The sequence below is a fragment of the Amycolatopsis sp. NPDC049691 genome, assembly GCF_040675005.1.
Lineage (GTDB): Bacteria > Actinomycetota > Actinomycetes > Mycobacteriales > Pseudonocardiaceae > Amycolatopsis.
In genome coordinates, this window is record NZ_JBFANX010000016.1 from 169161 (window position 1) to 188241 (window position 19081).

The 19081-nt window shown below is 71.9% G+C and carries 19 protein-coding genes; 12 read left to right on the forward strand and 7 right to left on the reverse strand.

Annotated elements, in window-relative coordinates; translation table 11 throughout:
- The first annotated feature begins 29 nt into the window (after window positions 1-29).
- Genes AB0J40_RS31985 through AB0J40_RS31995 form a run of 3 tightly spaced genes read left to right on the forward strand, consistent with a single transcriptional unit; the run spans window position 30 to window position 2157 of the window.
- Window positions 30-965, forward strand: a complete 936-nt coding sequence (locus tag AB0J40_RS31985) for a hypothetical protein (RefSeq protein ID WP_364460328.1) — start codon at window positions 30-32, stop codon at window positions 963-965.
- Entirely contained in the window at window positions 962-1381 is a 420-nt protein-coding gene (locus AB0J40_RS31990; protein WP_364460331.1) for an ABA4-like family protein, read from the forward strand. The genes AB0J40_RS31985 and AB0J40_RS31990 overlap by 4 nt, the downstream gene beginning before the upstream one ends.
- Window positions 1378-2157: a purine-nucleoside phosphorylase gene (locus AB0J40_RS31995; RefSeq protein WP_364460334.1), complete on the forward strand. Its 780-nt coding sequence runs from the start codon at window positions 1378-1380 to the stop codon at window positions 2155-2157. The genes AB0J40_RS31990 and AB0J40_RS31995 overlap by 4 nt, the downstream gene beginning before the upstream one ends.
- On the opposite strand, the gene AB0J40_RS32000 is transcribed toward AB0J40_RS31995, so the two are convergent.
- The gene (locus AB0J40_RS32000) at window positions 2144-3313 is read right to left on the reverse strand and encodes a nucleotide disphospho-sugar-binding domain-containing protein (protein WP_364460337.1); all 1170 of its coding nucleotides are present in this window, start codon (window positions 3311-3313) and stop codon (window positions 2144-2146) included. The two genes, AB0J40_RS31995 and AB0J40_RS32000, sit on opposite strands and share 14 nt — an antisense overlap.
- Window positions 3314-3343: 30 nt before the next feature.
- Here AB0J40_RS32000 and AB0J40_RS32005 point away from each other — a divergent pair, with 30 nt between their 5' ends.
- The 9 genes from AB0J40_RS32005 to AB0J40_RS32045 all read left to right on the forward strand — a co-directional run bounded on the left by AB0J40_RS32005 (window position 3344) and on the right by AB0J40_RS32045 (window position 12001).
- Window positions 3344-4978, forward strand: a complete 1635-nt coding sequence (locus AB0J40_RS32005) for a phospho-sugar mutase (protein WP_364460339.1) — start codon at window positions 3344-3346, stop codon at window positions 4976-4978.
- A complete protein-coding gene (locus AB0J40_RS32010) occupies window positions 4978-5430 on the forward strand; it encodes an NAD(P)H-dependent oxidoreductase (RefSeq protein WP_364460342.1) in 453 nt (150 codons plus the stop codon). The genes AB0J40_RS32005 and AB0J40_RS32010 overlap by 1 nt, the downstream gene beginning before the upstream one ends.
- 298 nt (window positions 5431-5728) lie before the next feature.
- Window positions 5729-6133 carry a helix-turn-helix transcriptional regulator gene (locus AB0J40_RS32015; RefSeq protein WP_364460345.1) on the forward strand — a complete coding sequence of 135 codons (405 nt, stop codon included), beginning with the start codon at window positions 5729-5731 and terminating at the stop codon, window positions 6131-6133.
- Window positions 6130-6651: a hypothetical protein gene (locus AB0J40_RS32020; protein WP_364460348.1), complete on the forward strand. Its 522-nt coding sequence runs from the start codon at window positions 6130-6132 to the stop codon at window positions 6649-6651. The genes AB0J40_RS32015 and AB0J40_RS32020 overlap by 4 nt, the downstream gene beginning before the upstream one ends.
- Entirely contained in the window at window positions 6648-7769 is a 1122-nt protein-coding gene (locus AB0J40_RS32025) for an MAB_1171c family putative transporter (protein WP_364460351.1), read from the forward strand. The genes AB0J40_RS32020 and AB0J40_RS32025 overlap by 4 nt, the downstream gene beginning before the upstream one ends.
- Window position 7770: 1 nt before the next feature.
- Complete coding sequence (locus AB0J40_RS32030; RefSeq protein WP_364460353.1) at window positions 7771-8934, forward strand: amidohydrolase family protein; 1164 nt, start codon at window positions 7771-7773, stop codon at window positions 8932-8934.
- 89 nt (window positions 8935-9023) lie between these two features.
- Window positions 9024-9407 (forward strand): hypothetical protein, encoded by a 384-nt coding sequence (locus AB0J40_RS32035; RefSeq protein WP_364460356.1) that lies wholly within the window; start codon window positions 9024-9026, stop codon window positions 9405-9407.
- Window positions 9408-9428: 21 nt separating this feature from the next.
- Window positions 9429-10718, forward strand: a complete 1290-nt coding sequence (gene hisS, locus AB0J40_RS32040) for a histidine--tRNA ligase (RefSeq protein WP_364460359.1) — start codon at window positions 9429-9431, stop codon at window positions 10716-10718.
- 32 nt (window positions 10719-10750) lie between these two features.
- Window positions 10751-12001: a hypothetical protein gene (locus tag AB0J40_RS32045; RefSeq protein WP_364460362.1), complete on the forward strand. Its 1251-nt coding sequence runs from the start codon at window positions 10751-10753 to the stop codon at window positions 11999-12001.
- Here the strand turns inward: AB0J40_RS32045 and AB0J40_RS32050 are convergent, their stop codons facing one another.
- The 6 genes from AB0J40_RS32050 to AB0J40_RS32075 all read right to left on the reverse strand — a co-directional run bounded on the left by AB0J40_RS32050 (window position 12002) and on the right by AB0J40_RS32075 (window position 19051).
- Window positions 12002-13192: a HAMP domain-containing sensor histidine kinase gene (locus AB0J40_RS32050; RefSeq protein WP_364460364.1), complete on the reverse strand. Its 1191-nt coding sequence runs from the start codon at window positions 13190-13192 to the stop codon at window positions 12002-12004.
- Window positions 13189-13836, reverse strand: coding sequence for a response regulator transcription factor (locus AB0J40_RS32055; RefSeq protein WP_364460527.1), 648 nt, complete (start codon window positions 13834-13836; stop codon window positions 13189-13191). Before AB0J40_RS32055 ends, AB0J40_RS32050 begins: the two co-directional genes overlap by 4 nt.
- Before the next feature lie 64 nt (window positions 13837-13900).
- Window positions 13901-15181, reverse strand: a complete 1281-nt coding sequence (locus AB0J40_RS32060; RefSeq protein ID WP_364460367.1) for a cation:proton antiporter — start codon at window positions 15179-15181, stop codon at window positions 13901-13903.
- Window positions 15178-16443 carry a cytochrome P450 gene (locus tag AB0J40_RS32065; protein ID WP_364460370.1) on the reverse strand — a complete coding sequence of 422 codons (1266 nt, stop codon included), beginning with the start codon at window positions 16441-16443 and terminating at the stop codon, window positions 15178-15180. The genes AB0J40_RS32060 and AB0J40_RS32065 overlap by 4 nt, the downstream gene beginning before the upstream one ends.
- Entirely contained in the window at window positions 16440-17510 is a 1071-nt protein-coding gene (locus tag AB0J40_RS32070) for an alpha-hydroxy acid oxidase (RefSeq protein WP_364460373.1), read from the reverse strand. The genes AB0J40_RS32065 and AB0J40_RS32070 overlap by 4 nt, the downstream gene beginning before the upstream one ends.
- Entirely contained in the window at window positions 17510-19051 is a 1542-nt protein-coding gene (locus AB0J40_RS32075; protein ID WP_364460376.1) for an NAD(P)-binding domain-containing protein, read from the reverse strand. The genes AB0J40_RS32070 and AB0J40_RS32075 overlap by 1 nt, the downstream gene beginning before the upstream one ends.
- Between the last annotated feature and the right edge of the window lie 30 nt (window positions 19052-19081).

Consider the following 19081-nt stretch of genomic DNA (forward strand, 5'->3'; position numbering starts at 1 on the left):
GAGCTTGACTATCCATTCTGGGAGGAACCATGACCATCCTTGCCGATGTCCGGAGCAGGACGCGCGGGTGGCACCGCCCGTCCGCGATCGCGGCCGCCACGCTGGGGGTGGTGGCCGTGCTGTGCGTCGCCGCGCTGCTCGTCGACCAGCGGACCCTGGCCGGCGCGCCGATCTGGGCGAAGCCGTTCAAGTTCGCCGTGTCCGGCGCCCTCTACTTCGCCACCTGGAGCTGGCTCGTCTCGCTGCTGCCGCGGTTCCGGCGCACGGCGTCCTGGCTGACGGACTTCCTGGTCCTGATCTTCGCCGCCGAGTACGTCCTGCTGGTCTTCCAGGCGGCACGCGGCCGGGCGAGCCACTTCAACATCGCCACACCGCAGGACGCCCTGATCTACAACGTCATGGGCAAGATGATCATGGGCCTGTGGGTCGCCACGCTCGTGCTGACCGTGCTGGTCCTGTTCACCAAGGTCGAGGACCGGGCGAGCTTCTGGGCCGTCCGCGCCGGCGCCGTGCTGTCCCTGGCCGGGGTCTCGCTGGGCATCCTGATGACGTCGCCGACCGCGCAGCAGCTCGCGCAGTGGCAGCACGGCGGCAAGCCGGACATGGTCGGCGCGCACACCGTCGGGCTCGCCGACGGCGGCCCCGGCCTGCCGATCCTCGGCTGGAGCACGGTGGCGGGCGACCTGCGGATCCCGCACTTCGTCGGGATGCACGCGCTGCAGGCGCTGCCGTTGCTGGCCATCGCGCTCGCGGCGCTGGCCCCGCGGTTCGCCCGGCTGCGCGACGACGCCGTCCGCGCGCGGCTCGTCCTGGTCGGCGCGGCCGGGTACGCGGGGCTGACCGCGCTGGTGACGTGGCAGGCGCTGCGGGCGCAGTCGATCGTGCACCCGGACGCGGCGACGCTGGGGGCGTTCGCGGCGCTGGTCGCGGCCGTCGGGATCGGCTCGTGGGCCGTGACCCGATGACCCTCTTCGACCTGGCGTTCCCACTGGCCGTGCCGTTCTGGGCACTGATGGTCCTGGCACCGAACTGGCGGTGGACGCCGCGGGTCATGGCCTCGCCGTGGGTGCCGCTGCTGCCGCTCGCCTGCTACTTCGCGCTCGTGCTGCCGCACTTCGGCGAGTGGGGACGGGCGATGCTGCGGCCCGACCTGGGCGTCCTGCAGTCCCTGCTCGCCACGCCGTGGGGCGCCGGGCTCGTCTGGGCACACCTCATCGCGTTCGACCTCTTCATCGCGCGGTGGATGTACTTCGAGGGGCGCGCGAAGGGGATTTCGCCGTGGATCGTCAGCCCGATCCTGGTGCTGACGATCTTCCTCTCGCCGTTCGGGCTGGTGGTGTTCCTGGGGGTGCGAAGTGCCAAGTTACGCTCCCTCGCATGAGTGAACACGAGGCCGCGAGCGCCATCGCCAAGCGCACCGGCGTGGACGCGCACGACATCGCGGTGGTCCTGGGGTCGGGCTGGCGCCCGGCGGCGGATGTCATCGGGGAGTGCGAGACGGAGATCCCGTTCGCCGAGCTGCCCGGCTTCACCACGCCCGGCGCGGTGGGCCACGGCGGCACCATCCGCTCGCTGCGGGTCGGCGACAAGAACGTCCTGGTGATGCTGGGGCGGACGCACTTCTACGAAGGCAAGGGCATCGACCCGGTGGTGCACAACGTGCGCACCGCCGCGGCGGCCGGCGTCCGGACGGTGCTGCTGACGAACGCGGCGGGCGGGCTGCGCGAGGGGTTCCACGTGGGTCAGCCGGTGCTGATCTCCGACCACCTGAACCTGACCGCGCGCTCGCCGATCGTGGGCGCGAACTTCGTCGACCTGACCGACCTCTATTCCGTGCGGCTGCGCGGGATCGCGAAGGAGATCGACCCGTCGCTGGCGGAGGGCGTCTACGCGGGCCTGACCGGGCCGCACTTCGAGACGCCCGCCGAAATCCGGATGCTGCGCACGCTCGGCGCGGACCTGGTCGGCATGTCGACGGTCCTGGAGGCGATCGCGGCCCGCGCGGCCGGCGTCGAGGTCTTCGGGCTGTCGCTGGTGACGAACCTGGCGGCCGGCATGACGGGCGAGCCGCTGAACCACGAAGAAGTCCTGGAAGCCGGCCGCGCGGCGGCCACGCAGATGGGCTCGCTGCTGCGCGAGCTGGTCACCCGCGCCTGACGAACCCGGGGAGCTGGGCGGCCACCTCGGCCGGGGACGGCATCGCCGCGACCTCCGCCGCCAACGCGCGGGCCGCGTCCCGGACCGAGGTGTCCGTCAGCAGGCGACGGGCTTCGGACGCGACGGCTTCGGCGCTGACCTCCGCCGCGAGCAGGCGGGAGCCGACCCCGGCCGCGACGACCGCGTCCGCGTTGCTGAACTGGTCCGCGCCCTGCGGCAGCAGCAGCTGCGGGAGGCCCGCGCCGAACGCGCCGAGCGTCGTGCCGCTGCCGCCGTGGTGGACCACCAGGTCGACGTGCGGCAGCAGCGCCGCCTGCGGGACCCACTTCTCGATCCGGACGTTCGGCGGCACCTCGCCCAGCGCGTCGTCGGGCAGCGACGGGCCGGTGGCGACCAGGACGTCGACGTCCAAACCGGACAGACCGGCGATCGCCGCGCCCAGCACGCCCGCGTGGCCCATCGCCGTGCCGAGCGTCAGGTACACCAGCGGCCGCGACCGGTCCAGCACCCCGGACGGCAGCTCACCCGGGTCGCTCCAGCCGACCGGCCGCAGCGGGACGCGCGTCGTGCGCGCCAGGAAACCCGGGTCCTGCACCGATTCCGGGCAGATGTCGACGAACGGGCCGCCGAACGCCAGGTCTTCGCCGACGGCGATGCCCAGCTCGGCACCGTGCGCGCGGATCGCGTCACGGATCTTCGTCACCATCGGGTCGTCGCCCGACACCCGGCCGAACCCGTGCGCCACCACGGGAATCCCGGCCTTCATCGCGGCGAACGCGCCACCGGAGTTGCCGGCCTCGCTCACGACGAGGTCGGGCCGCACCCGCGAGAACAGCGGCAGCAGGTCGGCGACGAACCGCTTCGGCATCAGCTCGCCGAACACCTTCGCCACGATCGGGCGGAGCACCTCCGGCGGGATCTCGCCCGGCGGCCGCCGCGGGCCCGGCGGCCCGGACTCCGCGAAGGCCTGCCCGAACGCGTCCCGGATGGCGAGCCCGGCGGCCGCCGTCTCCAGGCCGGCTTTCGTCAGCTGCGGCAGGAAGTCTTCCGAGGTGGCGAAGACGACGTCGTGGCCCGCGTCACGCGCGGCGACCGCCAGCGGGACGAGCGGGAACGTGTGACCGAAGGACCCCAGTGAGGTGAAGAGCAAGCGCACTCCCCCGACCCTAGCCCGTAGGCTGGCGCGGTGACGATCGATTCGACCTTGCGCGACGCCGCCTTCCGCTGGATCGCCGACGACCCGGACGACGACGCGCGCGCCGAGCTGCAGAACGTCCTCGCCAAGGCGATGGGCGGCGACACCGGTGCGGGGGCCGAGCTGGCCGACCGGCTGGCCGGGCCGCTCGAGTTCGGTACCGCGGGGCTGCGCGGGCCGGTGCGCGCCGGGCCGAACGGGATGAACGTCGCCGTCGTCACGCGCACGACTGCTGGGGTCGCGGAGTGGCTGACGGCGCACGGGCACGCCGGTGCGCTGGTCGTCGTCGGCCGGGACGCGCGGCACGGCTCGGAAGCCTTCGCGACCGCGGCCGCCGAGGTCCTGGTGGCGGCGGGTTTCGACGTCAAGGTCTTCCCGAAGCCGCTGCCGACGCCGGTGCTCGCGTTCGCCGTGGGGCGCCTCGGCGCGGTGGCCGGCATCCAGATCACCGCGTCGCACAACCCGCCCGCGGACAACGGGTACAAGCTCTACGACGCGAGCGGCGGCCAGATCGTCCCGCCGTCCGACGGCGAGATCGAGCGGGCCATCCAGGCCGCGCCCGCCGCGGTGAGCGTGCCGCGGGCGCCCGGGGCCGAGGTCGTCGACCTGCTCGACCGCTACCTCGACGAGGTCGCGACGCTGCCGATGGGCGCCGAGCGCGCGGTGCGCGTGGCCGCGACGGCGCTGCACGGCGTCGGCGCCGACACGCTGCGCGCCGCGTTCGAGCGGGCCGGGTTCACCGACCTGCACCTGGTGGGCGACCAGGCCGCGCCGGACCCGGACTTCCCGACCGTGTCGTTCCCGAACCCGGAGGAGCCGGGCGCGACCGACCTGCTGCTGGCGCTGGCGTCCGAAGTGGACGCCGACCTGGCGATCGCGCTCGACCCGGACGCCGACCGCTGCGCGCTGGGCGTGCGCGACCGGGACGGCCGGTGGCGGATGCTGCGCGGCGACGAGACCGGCGTCCTGCTCGGCTCGTACGTCTTGTCCACAGTGGACCGCACGGTCCTGCCGGACCCGCTGGTCGCGACGACGATCGTGTCGTCGTCGATGCTCGGCGAGATCGCGAAGGCCGAAGGCGCCCGCTACGCCGAGACGCTCACCGGGTTCAAGTGGCTGGTCCGCGCCGGCGAAGGTCTCGTGTTCGCCTACGAAGAAGCGCTTGGCCTGTGCGTGAACCCGGGGTTCGTGCGCGACAAGGACGGCATCGCCGCCGCGACGCTCGCCGCCGGCTACACCGCGCGGCTGAAGGCGCAGGGCCGCACGCCGCTCGACGTCCTGGACGAGCTGGCGCAGCGCCACGGAGTCCACCTCACCGACCAGGTTTCCCTGCGGGTGACCGATCTCGCCGTCCGCGGGCAGCTGATGGCGAAGGTGCGCGAGACGCCGCCGGCCGAGCTGGGCGGCGTCGCCGTCACGCTCGAAGACCTGCTGCCGGACGCGGACGTGCTGCGCCTCACCGGCGAAGGCGTGCGCGTGGTCGTCCGCCCGTCCGGCACCGAGCCGAAGCTGAAGGCGTACTTGCAGGTCGTGGCCCCGGTGACGGGTTCGCTCGCGGAAGCGCGCGATGCCGCGAACGCGCGGCTGGGTGCGTTGCGGGCGGCCGTCGAGGAGCTGCTCGCCTGATGCCCAGGCTGCTGATCGTGCACCACACACCGTCGCCGTCGACGCAGGCGCTGTTCGAGGCGGTGCTGGCGGGCGCGACGCACCCGGACATCGAGGGCGTGGAGGTGGTCCGCCGCGCGGCACTGGCGGCGACCGTCCCCGACGTCCTCGAGGCGGACGGCTACCTGCTGGGCACGCCGGCGAACCTGGGCAGCATGAGCGGCGCGCTGAAGCACTTCTTCGACACCGTCTACTACCCGTGCCTCGACGCGACCCGGGGCCGCCCGTTCGGCTATTGGATCCACGGCAACAGCGACACGTCGGGAACCGAACGCCAGCTGCTCTCCATCACCACGGGGCTGGCCTGGGAGAAGGTGGCGGACCCGGTGATCAGCACCGGCGAGCCGGACAAGAAGATCCTGGAAGCGTGCACCGAGCTGGGTGGCACCGTGGCCGCCACGCTGATGTCCTGAAGAAAGTAAGGGGCCTGTCACCGGAAGCCCTGGGGGTCGACCTCCGGCAACAGGCCGTGGCCAAGGGATCGCCACGAGGGCGTTCGACCTTGGCAGCTGAAGCGTACTACACCGGCGCGATCATGACGAGTCGAGAAGACACGACAGCCTCTCGTCTTGCGGTTCCGTACACCCCCAGGGCACGGAGAGCAAGACGAGAGGCGTGCCAACTGTAAACCACTGCATACGATAGCTGTCAACATGTGCGTACAGTGGTTTCCCGGCTAGAATTTTCACGGTGGAAACCTAGGGGGCGGGTATGGCACGGGAACGCAGTTTCGCGGAACGGCTGAGCGCCCTGATCGAGGCGGCTCGGGTGGACGGCCGCGCGCCGCACAGCTACCGGGAGATCTCGGCGGCGGTCGAGCGGGCGGGTGGGCCGGCGATGTCGCCCGCCTACCTGCAGCAGCTGGCCACGGGCAAGCGCGTCAACCCGAAGATCCACTATGTTGAGGCCTTGGCGAAGCTGTTCGGCGTGCCCGTCACGTACTTCTTCGACGAAGAAGCGGCCGCGCCGCCCGCCGGGGAAGCGCAGCTGATGGCGATGCGGGCGCAGGAGCTCTCCCCGCAGGGGCGACGGCAGGTGATGGACCTGCTGGAGCTGGTGGAGCGCTACGAACGGGCCGAACGCGAGGGCCGGAACCCGGAGGACGCCGCGCGATGAAGGAACGGGAGCTGCGCCGCCGCTGCCGCAAGCTGCTGAAGCAGCTCGACATCGGCCCGCCGCTCGACGTCGAAGTGCTCTGCGCGCGGCTGGGCGAACAACGGGGAAAACCGATCCGGCTGATGGCCTACCCGCTGGAGGTACCCGGGCCGTTCGGTTGCTGGATCGCCACCTCTTCGGCGGATTACATCTTCTACCAGGCCGAAACCACGAAATCCCACCAGGACCACATCATCCTCCACGAACTCGGCCACATGCTGGCCGACCACCACCCGCACGGCGACGCCGAGCCCGCCGACTTCCTGCGCGGGCCGGTTCCGGATCTTGACCCGGATGCAGTACACCGCGCACTGCGGCGCTCGTCCTACGATGACGCGCACGAGTGGGAAGCCGAGACCGTCGCGACCATCATCCTCGAGTGGGCGTCGGTCCTGAACTACACGATCCCGCGGCGTGCTGCGGACCGGGATCTCCGCCGGATCCAGGGGACGCTCGGCGATCACCAAGGGTGGTTGTGAGCACACTTTTCAGCCCGGTCAACGTTGTTGCCATGGTGCTGTTCGCCGCCGCGCTCGCGTGGCGGATCTACCAGGTGCAGCGCGCGCCGACGGTGCCGAACTGGGCCGTCACCGCGTGCGTCGCCGGGTTCGCCGCGGCGTTCCTCCTCCAGCAGCAGGTGATCTCCGACGACATCGACGCGGTCTTCGGCCGCGGCGCGGCGCGCGTGCTGAACAACGCGCTGCTGGCGTGCGGGGTGTGCGCGCTGGTCATCTTCTTCCTCGGCTCGGCGCTGGGCCCGCGGCGCTACCGGCGGGTGGCGGTCGAGCTGGTGCCGCTGGCCGCGGCGATCACGCTGATGGTCGTGACGATGGCCCTGACCCCGCCGGAGCTGCGCGGGCTCCCGCTCGGGCCGTCGACGATCCACGACAGCGGGGTCGCGAGCTTCTACCTCGGCGCCGGGCTGTACCTGATCTACGGCCTGATCGCCTGCACGGCGTGGATCGTGCGCTACCTGCGGGTGGCCGACCGGCACCTGCGGATCGGCCTGCGGATGGGCGCGGTCGGCATGGCCAGCGCGGCGATCGGCAGCATCTTCCGCGCGCTGTACATCGTCGTCGCGTGGGTGTTCGGCCCCGTCGTGAAGATCCTGCTGCTGCTCGGGGTGCCGTTCGTGATCGTCGGCGGGATGCTGTTCCTGCTTGGTGTCACCTACCCCGGCGTGCGGGCGCGGGTTTCGGCGTTGCGACGCCGGCGCCGGCACCGCCGCGAGCACGAGGCACTGGGTCCGTTGTGGACGGTCCTGGTCCAGGCGTTCCCCAGCATCGTGCTGCGGACGCCGCCGCGCCGTCGCGGCGAACGGCTGTCGCCGCGCAGCGTTCACCGGGTGTACTACCGCCGGGTGATCGAGATCCGGGACGGCCTGGTGCAGCTTTCGCCTTACCTGGACGCGGGTTTCGGTGACATCGTCGCGACCGATCCCGCTGCCGCGGCGGAGGCGTTGAAGGCGGCGCTGGCGCGGCATGCGGCCGGCGAGGAGAGCGACGGCCACGCCAAGCAGGTCCTGCCCGCACCGGCGGACGACATCGAATCCGACGTCCGGCCGCTGCTGGCGTTGTCGGCCGCGATGGAGTCGTGACGTGGACACGGTGATCACCGCGGGCCGGGTGTTGCCGCGGCCGTCGGCGCCGGTGGTGGACGGCGCGGTACTGGTGCGCGACGGGGTGATCGTGGCGGCGGGCCCGCGTGCGGAGGTGCTGCCGCGGGCCGCGCCGGACGCTTCGCGGCACGACTTCCCGACCGGGACCGCGCTGGCGGGGTTGTTCAACGTCCACGTGCACCTGGCGTTCGACGCTTCCCGGGAGATGCTGGCCCACTTCCAGGCCGGTACTTCGGTCGAGGAGGCGCGTTCGCGGCTGTCGTCGATGCTGCGCAGCGGCGTGACGACGGTGCGGGACCTCGGCGACCGCGGCCACCTGGGCGCGGCGGTACGGGCGTCCTTCTCGGACGAGGTGGCGCCGCGGCTGCTGGTGTCCGGCCCGCCGATCACGGTGCCGGACGGGCACTGCCACTTCTTCGGTGGCGCGGTGACGTCCGACGACGCGATCCGCGCGCTGATCGACGCGAACGCGGAAGCGGGCGCGGACGTGATCAAGGTGATGGCCAGCGGCGGCCAGATCACCGAGGGCGGCGCGGACATGTGGGAGTCGCAGTTCTCCGAGCGCGAGTTGTCGGTGGTGGTTTCGCACGCGGCGTCGCACGGGTTGCCGGTGGCGGCGCACGCCCACGGCGCGGACGCGATCGAGGCGGCGGTTTCGGCCGGGGTGTCGACGGTCGAGCACTGCAGTTTCCTGACCGGACCGCGGTCGTTCGACCGCCGCGAGGCGGTGGCCGCGCGGATGGCCGCTTCGGGGATCTCGGCGTGTTCGACGAGCAGCCGCAACTGGCGGGTGATCGTCGAGAAGCTGGGCGACGAAGTGGCCCAGGCGATGTACGGCCGCCTGCCGTGGCTGGAGGAGCACGGCGTGCGGCTGCTGGCGGGGACGGACGCGGGGTTGCCGGGGTCGGTGTTCGACGATCCGGTGGGGGCGTTGGAGCTGTACGAATGGCTCGGGTTTTCGCGGCGGCGGATCCTGGAGATCGCCACCTGCGATTCGGCGGCCGGACTGGGGTTGGCCGACGTGACCGGGCGACTCGAGCCGGGGCTCGCGGCGGACGTGCTCGTCGTCGAGGGTGACCCGCTGGCTTCCCTCTCCGCACTGCGGAACCCGCTGTTGGTGCTGGCTCAGGGCCGCGAAGCTTAGTTCCCCGATCGGGGAATGCCAGCTTTGGTGACACCGTTTTAAAACAGTGTTACAGTAGCTCCCCACCACCCCCGAGAAGGAGTCCCCCGATGCACGGACCCACCCAGCTCTTCACCGTGATCGCCCTGGTCTCGCTGCCCACCGTCATGTACGGCGGCTACGCACTGATGGGCGTCATGCGAGACCGCAAGCTCACCGAACACCAGCGCGCGATGTTCCGCGCCGGCCACGCGCACGCCGGTGTCCTGCTGGTCCTCGCCCTGGTCGTGCTGCAGATCCTCAGCCGGACGGCCCTGTCGGACACCACCCTCTGGGTCACCTGCTTCCTGCTGCTCTTCGGGATCCTCGCCCAGTCCGGCGGCTTCTTCCTCCACCTGCTGCCGAACCGGGGCAAGCTCGGCGGGCGCGTCACCGGCGTCGGTGCCGTGCTGCTCGCCGCCGCCGTGCTCGTCACCGCCTACGGGGTCGCGTGAACCGGTCGTTAAGCTGGTGACGTGCCTGAATACCTGCCGACCGCGCCCTACAAGGGGACCCGGGACTTCCTGCCCGCCGAAATGTCCGTGCGTACCCAGGTGTTCGGTCATCTCTACGACGTCCTGGAGCGCCGCGGCTTCCTCCGCTACGACGGCCCGATCCTCGAATCCGCCGAGATCTACGAGCGCAAGTCGGGCCAGGAGCTCGCCGACAAGCAGCTCTACACCCTCACCGACAAGGGCGGCAGGCGGCTGGCGCTGCGCCCGGAGATGACGCCGTCGGTCGCGCGGATGATCGCCGGGAGCGCGAAGTCGCTGTCGTTCCCCGTCCGCTGGTACAGCCACCCGAACTGCCACCGGTACGAGGCGCCGCAGCGCGGCCGCGTCCGCGAGCACTGGCAGATCAACGCCGACATCTTCGGGTCGGACAGCGCCAACTGCGAGATCGAGATCTTCGAGCTGGTGCACGACATGATGGCCGCGCTGGGCGCGACGCCGGACATGTTCGTGCTGCGCGTCAACGACCGGAACCTGCTGACGTCGGCGCTGACCGACGTCGCCGGCGTCTCCGAGGACCACCTGGCCCAGGTGTTCGCGCTCGTCGACCGCTGGGAGAAGTACCCGCGCGAGAAGCTGGCCGAGAGCGCCGCGGAGATCGGCCTGTCGGACAAGCAGTTCGAGAAGCTGGCCGAGACGCTCGCCATGGGCGAGGCCCTGCTCGACGAGATCCCGGCCGAGGTGCGCGAGCGGTCGAACCTGGTGAAGGTCCTCGACAGCAGCGCCAAGGACCTGGTCAAGTACGAGCCGATGATCGTGCGCGGGCTGGCGTACTACACGTCGACCGTGTTCGAGGTCTTCGACACCTCGCCGGAGAACCGCCGCGCGCTGTTCGGCGGCGGGCGGTACAGCGACCTCGCGTCGATGTTCACCCCGCAGCAGATCCCGGGCATCGGGTTCGGCATGGGCGACGTCACGCTGATCGACTTCCTCGACACGCACGGCCTGACCCCGGCCCCGCGCAGCGAGGTCGACGTCATGGTGATCCCGGTGACCGAGGACCTCTCGGACGCGGCCCGCTCGGTGGCGGCGTCCCTGCGCGGCGCGGGCCTGCGGACCTCGACGCCGATCGAGCATCGCAAGCTGGGCAAGGAGCTGACCCGCGCGGACAAGGCGGGCGCGGCCGCGGTGGTGATCGTCGGCCAGGAGGACTGGGCGGCGGGCAACGTGACGGTCCGCAGCCTCGCGACCCGGGAGCAGAACCCGGTCGCGATCGCCGACGCCCCCGCGGCGGTCCAGGCCCTGCTGAGCTGAAAAAGGCTCGACGCCCCTGGCACGCTGAGTGGGTGCTGGATCTCGACGCGCTCATCGCCGGAGACGTGCGGCGGTGGGCGGACTTCGACGTGGAACTCCGGCGGGCGCACTGGCCCGCCGGCACCCGCTGCACCCCGCGGGAAGCGCTGGTCGTCGCCGTCTGCTCGGCCGACGGCTACCTGCGCGAGGCAGCGGTCCACCGGCTCGCGGTCAGCCCGGACCCGGAAGCGCTGCCGCTGCTGCTGATCCGCTGCGTCGACTGGGTCCGGCCGGTGCGAGAGGCGGCGCGGAAAGCCGTACTGTCCAAACTGGACGAATCGACGCTGCGCCCGGTGCTGCCGCTGCTCGGCGTCCTGCGGCGGCGGCAGGTCGACGACTGGATGACCACCCTCTTCCGCGACCGGCTCCCGGGTCTGCTCGACGCCGCCTTGGCGGTCGAAGACCGGGAAACCCGCCGCTGGGCCCACCGCGAGGCGCTCGGTCTCCTTTCACGCGAACGGCTGCTGGACATCGCGACCCGCGACGAGGACTTCGTCGTGCGCTCGATCACCGGCACCGCGCTGCTCGACCGCGGCGAGTGCGTCGACGAGCTGCTGGCGGCCGGGGCACCGAAGGTCCGGATGCGCGCGCTCACCATGGCCGGCCGGGCCGAGGAGTACCTGGCCGACCCGACTTCGGCCGTGCGGTCGATGGCCCAGGCCCTGGTGCTCAAGGCGGGCGGCGACCCGGCCGCGCACTACCGCGCGCTGCCCGTCTCGTTCGGCATGCTGGCCGGACTCGGCGAGACCGGCACGGCCGACGACGCCCGCCTGCTGGAAGACCAGCTGACCGACGACCGCCCCCGGATCCGGCGGGCGGCGGTCCGCGGCCTGCGCCGGATCGCGCCGGAATCGACCGCGGTGCTGCCACTGCTGACCGACCCCTCCCCCGCGGTCACCCGCCAGGTGGTGGCGTTCCTGCGCGGCAAGTTCGTCGAGGTCACCACGCTGCGGGAGCTGCTGGCGGCGGACCGCCCGGTCCACACGCGACGGGCGGCCGCGGCCCTGCTGCGCGACCACGACACCTGGGTGCGCCTGCACACCGACCTCACGCTGCTGGCCGACGCGGACCTCGGCGCCGACGCGGAACAGGACCTTCGCGCCTGCCGGCAGCACCTGTCCGGGGTGTACACGAAGCCATCAGCACGGCTGCGGGCGGAGCTGGAGGCCGCCTGCGGCGACCTCGACCCCGAACTGGCCCGCGGGCTCCGCTTCCTGCTGGGTTCCGCGCGGTACCGGGCGTGATCAGGCGGAGCCGGCTCGCCGCAGCCGCAGGGTGAACGTCGCACCCGCGCCCGGCCGGCCCACCGCCGCGATCGTGCCGCCGTGGCCCGTCACGACTTCGCGGACCAACGCCAGTCCCAGCCCGAACCGGCGGCCGTCGCCGTCGGATCCGCGGGCGAAGCGCTCGAAGATGCGGTCCGCGTCGGCCGCCGGGAAGCCGGCTCCGGTGTCGCGGACCCGCAGCTCCACGTGCCCCTCGTCCGGCACCCCCAGCCACACCTCGATCGAGCCGCCCGGCGGGGTGTGGCCCAATGCGTTGTCCAGCAACGCCGACAGCACGCGCCGCAACGCCGTCGGGACGCCCTGGACCACGTACGGCCGCCGCTCGCGCGTCACCGCCAGCCGGACCTGGCCCTCCCCCGCGCGGACCGCCTCCGCCGCGACCGCTTCCTCCGCGAGCGACCCCAGCTCCACCAGCTCCAGCGCTTGCCGGTCGCACGCCCGCGCCGACAGCAGCAGGTCCTCGACGACTTCGCCGAGCTCCCGCGTGCCGCGCACCAGCTGGTCGAGGTCGTCCGCGTCACGGCCGGACGCCCGGCGCGCCAGCAGCTGTGCCCGCGTGTGCAGCCGGGTCAGCGGGGCACGCAGTTCGTGGGACGCGTCCGCGACGAACGTCCGCTGCCGGCGCAGCGCGTCGGCCAGCGGCCGGATCGCCCGGCACGCCAGCACCCGCCCGCACAGCACGGCGGCCAGCAGGGCCAGCACCTCGGCGACCACGAGCCCGGACACCAGCGACGAGCGGTCCTGGATCTGGTACAGCTCCTCGAAGAACGCCTGCGAGACGACGCCGCCGCGGTTCTCGACGCGGATCGTGTAGGTCATGCCGCCGATCGAGCGCCGTTCCGTGTGGACGTCCCCGGCCGCGGGCACCGTCGCGTCCAGCGCCGGGATCGGCATCCCGGCCGGCGGCCGTCCCGCCGGCGCGTGCAGGGCCGGGGTGAACAGCCAGACGCAGCCGGGCGGCGTCTCGGCCGGCCCCAGCTCGACCGTTCTGGCCAGCGTGCGGTCGGCTTCGGCGTGCTGCCGGGACAACAGGATCGCGTAGGCGATCCCGCCCGCGACGGCGACCAGCAGCGACACCACGACGGCGATCTGCGCGGTGATCGCCCACCGCGCCCGCCGCAGGGCGCGTTCTTCGGGGTCGGGTCTCATACCGCGCCGATCTGGTAGCCGAGGCCGTGCACGGTCCGGACGACGCCGCGGCCGAGCTTGCGCCGCAGGTAGTAGACGTAGGTGTCCACAATGGACTCTCCGGTCGAGTCGGCGAAGACGGCTCCCCGCAGCGCCGCCCGCGGGTGGATCGCCTTCGGCCGCTGCGCCAGCGTCCGCAGCAGTTCGAACTCCCGCCCGGACAGCGTGATCCGCTCCCCGCGCGGCAGCACGACCTCGTGCCGCTGCAGGTCGAGGGCCGCCGTGCCGAGCGGCAGGCACTCGGCGCCCTCGAGGTCGCGGCGGCCCAGCGCGCGCAGCCGGGCCAGCAGCTCCTCGGCCTCGAACGGCTTGACGAGGTAGTCGTCGGCGCCGGCGTCGAGGCCGCCCACGCGGTCGGCCAGCTCGCCCAGCGCCGAGAGCACCAGGACGCGCGTGGTCACCGCGTGGGCCCGCAGCTGCCGCACCAGCTCCAGACCGTCGAGCACCGGCAGCCGCCGGTCGATGATCATCACGTCGTAGTGCCCGGTGAGCCCGCGGTGCAAGCCCCGCTGCCCGTCGTGCGCCGCGTCGGTTTCGTAGCCTTCGTCCGCGAGCAGCTCGGTGAGCATGCCCGCCAGTTCCCGGTCGTCCTCGACCAGGAGCACCCGCGGTTTGACTGCCCCATCGTGCACGCATCCATACTGGCAGTGATTTTCCGAAATTGAACTGTCAACTTTTCCCGGTCACCGGTACCGGCTCGGCCGTCAGGAGTACCTCGGTGCTCCCCTTGCGGGCATCGCGCCGGTCGAGCCACGCGAGCACCGGCGCGGTCATGATCGTGGTGACCAGCGCGACGAGCACCAGCACCGTGAACAGGGCCGGCGAGACGATCCCCGCCGCGAGCCCGACGTTGAGCGCGATCAGCTGCATCAGCCCGCGCGCGTTGACGAGCACGCCGACCCGCGTCGCGATCTCCGGCGGCTCGCCGGCCAGCCGGGCCGCGCCCCAGGACGCCCCAAGCTTGCCGATGATCGCGACCACCACCGTCACCAGCGCGAAGGCGAGCAGCTTCGGATCGGCGAGCAGCGCGAACCGGGTGTTCAGGCCGGAATAGGTGAAGAACAGCGGGACGAACACGATCGACCCGATCGGCATGATCTTCGCGAGCACGGCGTCGGCGGCCGCGCCGCGCGGGAACGCCACCCCGACGGTGAAGGCGCCGAACACCGCGTACAGCCCGATGGTGTCGGTGAACCAGGCGGCCGCGAACAACGTCATCGCGGTGATGAGCACCCGCTGGTCGACGCTCACCCGGTCGCTGCCCAGCACCCGGGTCAGCAGGCGCCGCCCGACGATGAACACCAGCAGGGCGAACAGGAGCCCGCCGCCGAGGGCGAGCGCGATCGGGCCCAGCGACCCGGCGTGCATCCCCAGCACGACCGCCAGCAGCAGCCACGCGAGGACGTCGTCGAGCGCGCCGCAGGCCAGCGCCAGCGAGCCGAAGCGGGTGGCCCCGATCCCGCGTTCGGTGATGATCCGGACCATCATCGGGAACGCCGTGATCGCCACCGCCACCCCGACGAACGCGGCCGACGTCACCAGCGGCACGCCTTCCTTGCCGATCCCGACCCACGACGTGCCCAGGACGGCGACCCCGACCCCGAGCGCCAGCGGCACCAGCGTCCCGGCCGAAGAGATCGCCGCGACCGACTTGCGCGACTTCCCGATGCTGCCCAGGTTGAACTCGTAGCCGGCGCCGAACATGTAGATCACCAGGCCGATCTGGCCGCCGACGTAGAGCAGCGGGCGGATCGCGTCCGGGAACAGCGCCGCCTGGACGTCCGGCAGCACCAGCCCGAACAGCGAGGGACCGAGCAGCACGCCGGCGATCATCTCCCCGACCACCGGTGGCTGGCCGAGCTTGACCGCGACCAGGCAGACCAGCCGGACCACCACGAGGATCGCCACGACCGCGAGGAAGAACGTGGGTGCCGCCTCGGACGGGCTCATGAGTTACCTCCGGCGAAGTAGGTGGTGCACAAGGCTTGGCGACGGGCGTCGAGGACCATGTACGTGCCGAACACGAGTTGCGCGAAGCTGCGCCAGACGTCTTCCCAGCGGTCGCGGACCGCCAGCCACACCAGCGGTGCCCGCCGGGTGCGCGCGCCGCGCGGGGTGAGCAGCGCCGGGCCGCGGTTGGGGATCGAGCGCGTGTGCCCGGCCGTCGAGGCGAGGCTGAACCGGCGCAGCACTTCCCGCGTCACGACCCGCATGGTCGGCGGGGCCAGCCCGCGGGCCGGGCAGGCGCGGTTCTGCGCGACGCCGAACGGGATGAAATCGTCCTTTCCGGACTGTGCGGCGTAGCCCGGATAGCTGAAGCACAGCACCGTGCCCGCCGGGATCGTCAGGTGCTCCAGCTCGATGTCCGCGGTGGAGATCCGGTGCGCGATGCCGAACAGCGGGTACTCGCGCAGGCCGTCGTCGATGACGCGGTCGAGGTAGGCGTCGTCGTCCGGGTGCTCGGCGAGCCGGCGTTGGACCTCCGGGCGGTGCGCGATGATCATCAGCAGGTGCGCCATCGCCTCGGACATCTGCACGACGGCGGTGTTGAAGAACGTCCCTTGCAGGTAGTACGCCTGTTCCTCCGGGGTCAGCGACTCCGGCAGCGGGTGCGGGACGTCGGCGAGGCGCCGCCGCAGGTACCTCGTCAGGCGGGCACGGCGGCGCATGTTGCGCGGCCGCACGCACTTCAGCGCCGAGACGACGTCGTCGGCGTGCCCGACGATGAGGTCGCGGGCCTCGGGCGGGCACGGCTCGTCGAACACCAGCTCGTGGTACAGCTCGGCCCAGATCGGCATCATCGCGTCGCGCAACCGGACGAGCCCGGGTTCGACGCCGTCGAGGACGTGCGCGGCCACCCGCCGGGCCAGCTCTTCGGAGTCCTTTTTGGACCGGACGAGGATGTGCCGGGTGCACTTGGCGACCTCGTCGTAGCGCGGCCCGGCTTCGAGGTGCTCCTGGTGGACCTGGGGTCCGGGGGCGAGCCAGTACCAGAAGAGGTCGGACAGCGCGGCGCCGCGGCTGCGGCCGTTCGCCGCCGGGTCGGCGTAGACGCGCTTGAAGTCCGCGGCGCCGACCCGCTCCCCCGGGATCGTCACCGTGTCCTGGCCGTTGACCAGCGCGAAGATCTTCATCCGCAGGGCGACGACGCGGGCGGGCAGCCAGGCGGGCGCGGTCGCCACCGCGGCGGCGGCGAGTGCTTTCCCGATCATCGCCGCACCTGGTCCGGGGTCAGGTCGGCCGGGTGCCGGCCGCCGCACATCGCGAGGGCCTGGTCGAAGTCGTCGCGCAGCAGCTCCAGGACCCGCGTGACGCCTTCGCGGCCGCCCACGGCGAGGCCCCAGACGACCGGGCGCCCGACGCCGACCGCGTCCGCGCCGAGGGCCAGCGCCTTGACGACGTCGGTGCCGCGCCGGATCCCGCCGTCCAGCAGCACGGGAATCGCGCCGCCGACGGCCGCGGCGATCTCGGGCAGCACGTCGATGGTCGCCGGCACGGTGTCGAGCTGGCGGCCGCCGTGGTTGGACACGACGATCCCGGCGACGCCGTGGTGCACCGCCAGCCGCGCGTCCTCGGCGTGCAGCACCCCCTTGATCAGCACCGGCAGCTTGGTCTTCGACCGCAGCCACGCGATGTGGTCCCAGTTCAGCCCGGCCGACATGACGATCTCGCGAACATGGCTGGCGTTGCCGCCGCTGCGGTTTTCCCCGATGTCGCGCAGGTTCTCGACAGCGAATCCCGGCGGCAGGTCGTGGAAGCCGTTGCGGTCGTCGCGTTCGCGGCGGCCGAGCACCGGCGAGTCGACGGTCACCACGAACGCCTTCACGCCGGCCTTCTCGGCCCGGCACACGATCGCCTCGGTGAACTCCAGGTCCGGCTGCAGGTAGAGCTGGAACCACAGGCCCGGGTCCGGGGTCACTTCGCGGGCGGCCGCGGCGATGTCCTCGATCGCCGTGGTGGCGGCCATGCTGACGATCATGATCGTCCCGGCGCGGGCCGCCGCCCGCGCCGTGGCCAGTTCACCGTCGGCGTGGGCGAGCCGGTGGAACGCGGTGGGCGCGACCAGGATCGGCATCGACGACGGCGTCCCGAGCAGGGTCAGGCTCAGGTCGCGTTTGTCACTGCCGCGCAGGACGCGGGGCAGCAGCCGCAGCTTCCGGAACGCGGACTCGTTCTCCGCCACGGTGATCTCGTCCTGCGCGCCGCCCGCGAAGTAGTCGTAGTGCACCGGGTCGAGGCGCCGGCGGGCCGCCGCCTCGAACTCCGCGACCGTGCGCATCACAGCTCCCGCGCGAAGAACGCGGTCAGCGGCTCGACGTGCACCTCTTTGTCCCACTCGTTCTCGAGGTTCTCGGTGACGTGGTGGGTCGCGACGAGCTCGCCGCGGCGGTAGTGCCGGACGATCGGGTGCAGGTAGTGGCCTTCGCCGTGGTCGTTCGCCTGGTCCTGGGCGGCGCGCGCGACGAAGTCGAAGGGGTCGACCTTGTCGTGGTCGGGGCCGTAGTCGAGGGTGACGACGTAGGCGTCGTCCGGCGGGTCCTGGAGCACGCGGTCGACCGGCACCTCTTCGAGGTAACGAGCCGTGTCACCATCGATGATCAGCGCGTCCCCGAGGAAGCCGAACTGCTGGTACAGCGCGGAAGTCCGGTTGATCCGCGTGATCACGGCGTCGGTCAGCGCGTCCGGTTTGGCGGGCAGCTCGGTGGCCGGCCACGGCGTGTCGTGGTAGCGCTCGTCGAGAACCTTGGCCAGGGCGCGGACGCCGTAGCGGAAACCGTGGATGAACGCGCTGGTGGCCTTCTTGAAGTCGCGGACCTGGGTGATCGTGCCGGCGAAGTGCAGGCCGGGCACGTTGACCGACTCCCAGTCCGGCGTCTGCGCGGGGAAGCGGTCGTTGATGGTGAGCTGCGGGCGGCAGTCCTCGTCGAAGATTTCGGCGTCGAACCGGAAGCCCGTGCAGCCGATCACGCGGTCGTAGCGGATCTCCTTGATCACCTCGTCGGCGCGGGCGAAGGCGAACTTGACGTGGTAGCCGTCGGCGTCCTTGCGGATCTCGCGGACGTCGCCGTCGAGGATCGCGTGCTGGAGTTTCAGCTGGTACATGTCGAGGATGCCGGCGTTGTAGGCACGCAGGTGGCCGACGAAGTGCGTGCGCCAGGCGAGCTTCACCGGCCGCGGGCCGCCGACGTGCACGACCGCGGCCGTCTCGATGAGGTTGTCCGCGGTCTCGAAGGCGGAGTTCCCCTTGCCCAGCACGAGAACGCGCTGGTCGGTGAACTCGTGCGGGTCGACGCTGACGTCGACGTACTGGTCGATCAGCTCGACGCCCGGGAACTGCGGGATGTACGGCTTGGTGACGCCGGTGGCCATGATCAGCCGGTGCGCTCTGAACTCTTCGTCACCGGCGGTGAGAATGAAGACAGCGCTTTCCGGATCGCGGCGGATACGCGTCACCCGGGTGTCGTAGCGGACGTTGACCCTGTGCTTCGCCGCGTAGTCGGCGATGTAGCGGAGGAAGTCGGGGGCGTCCGGGAAGAGTTTCTCGCTGTAGTCGGTGAAGACGAGCTGGTCGTCATCGCCATCGGCGAGGATCGAGTTCCAGTCCATCCGCAGGCGCAGCTCCGGGTCGGCGTACCCGGTGTGCTTCTTGTTGATGGAGATGAGGGTCCGGTGCCGGGGGAAGGTCTCGAAGAAGTGGCCGGGCGCGGACCCGGCCTCCAGCACGAGGTACCGGTGGCCGGCGTGGCCGAGGTGCTGCCCCAGCTGCAACCCCGCGGGCCCCGCCCCGACAACCAGATAATCGAGCACTTCCGACACCACGACCTCCTGAGGCTCGGCACCGACCTTGAT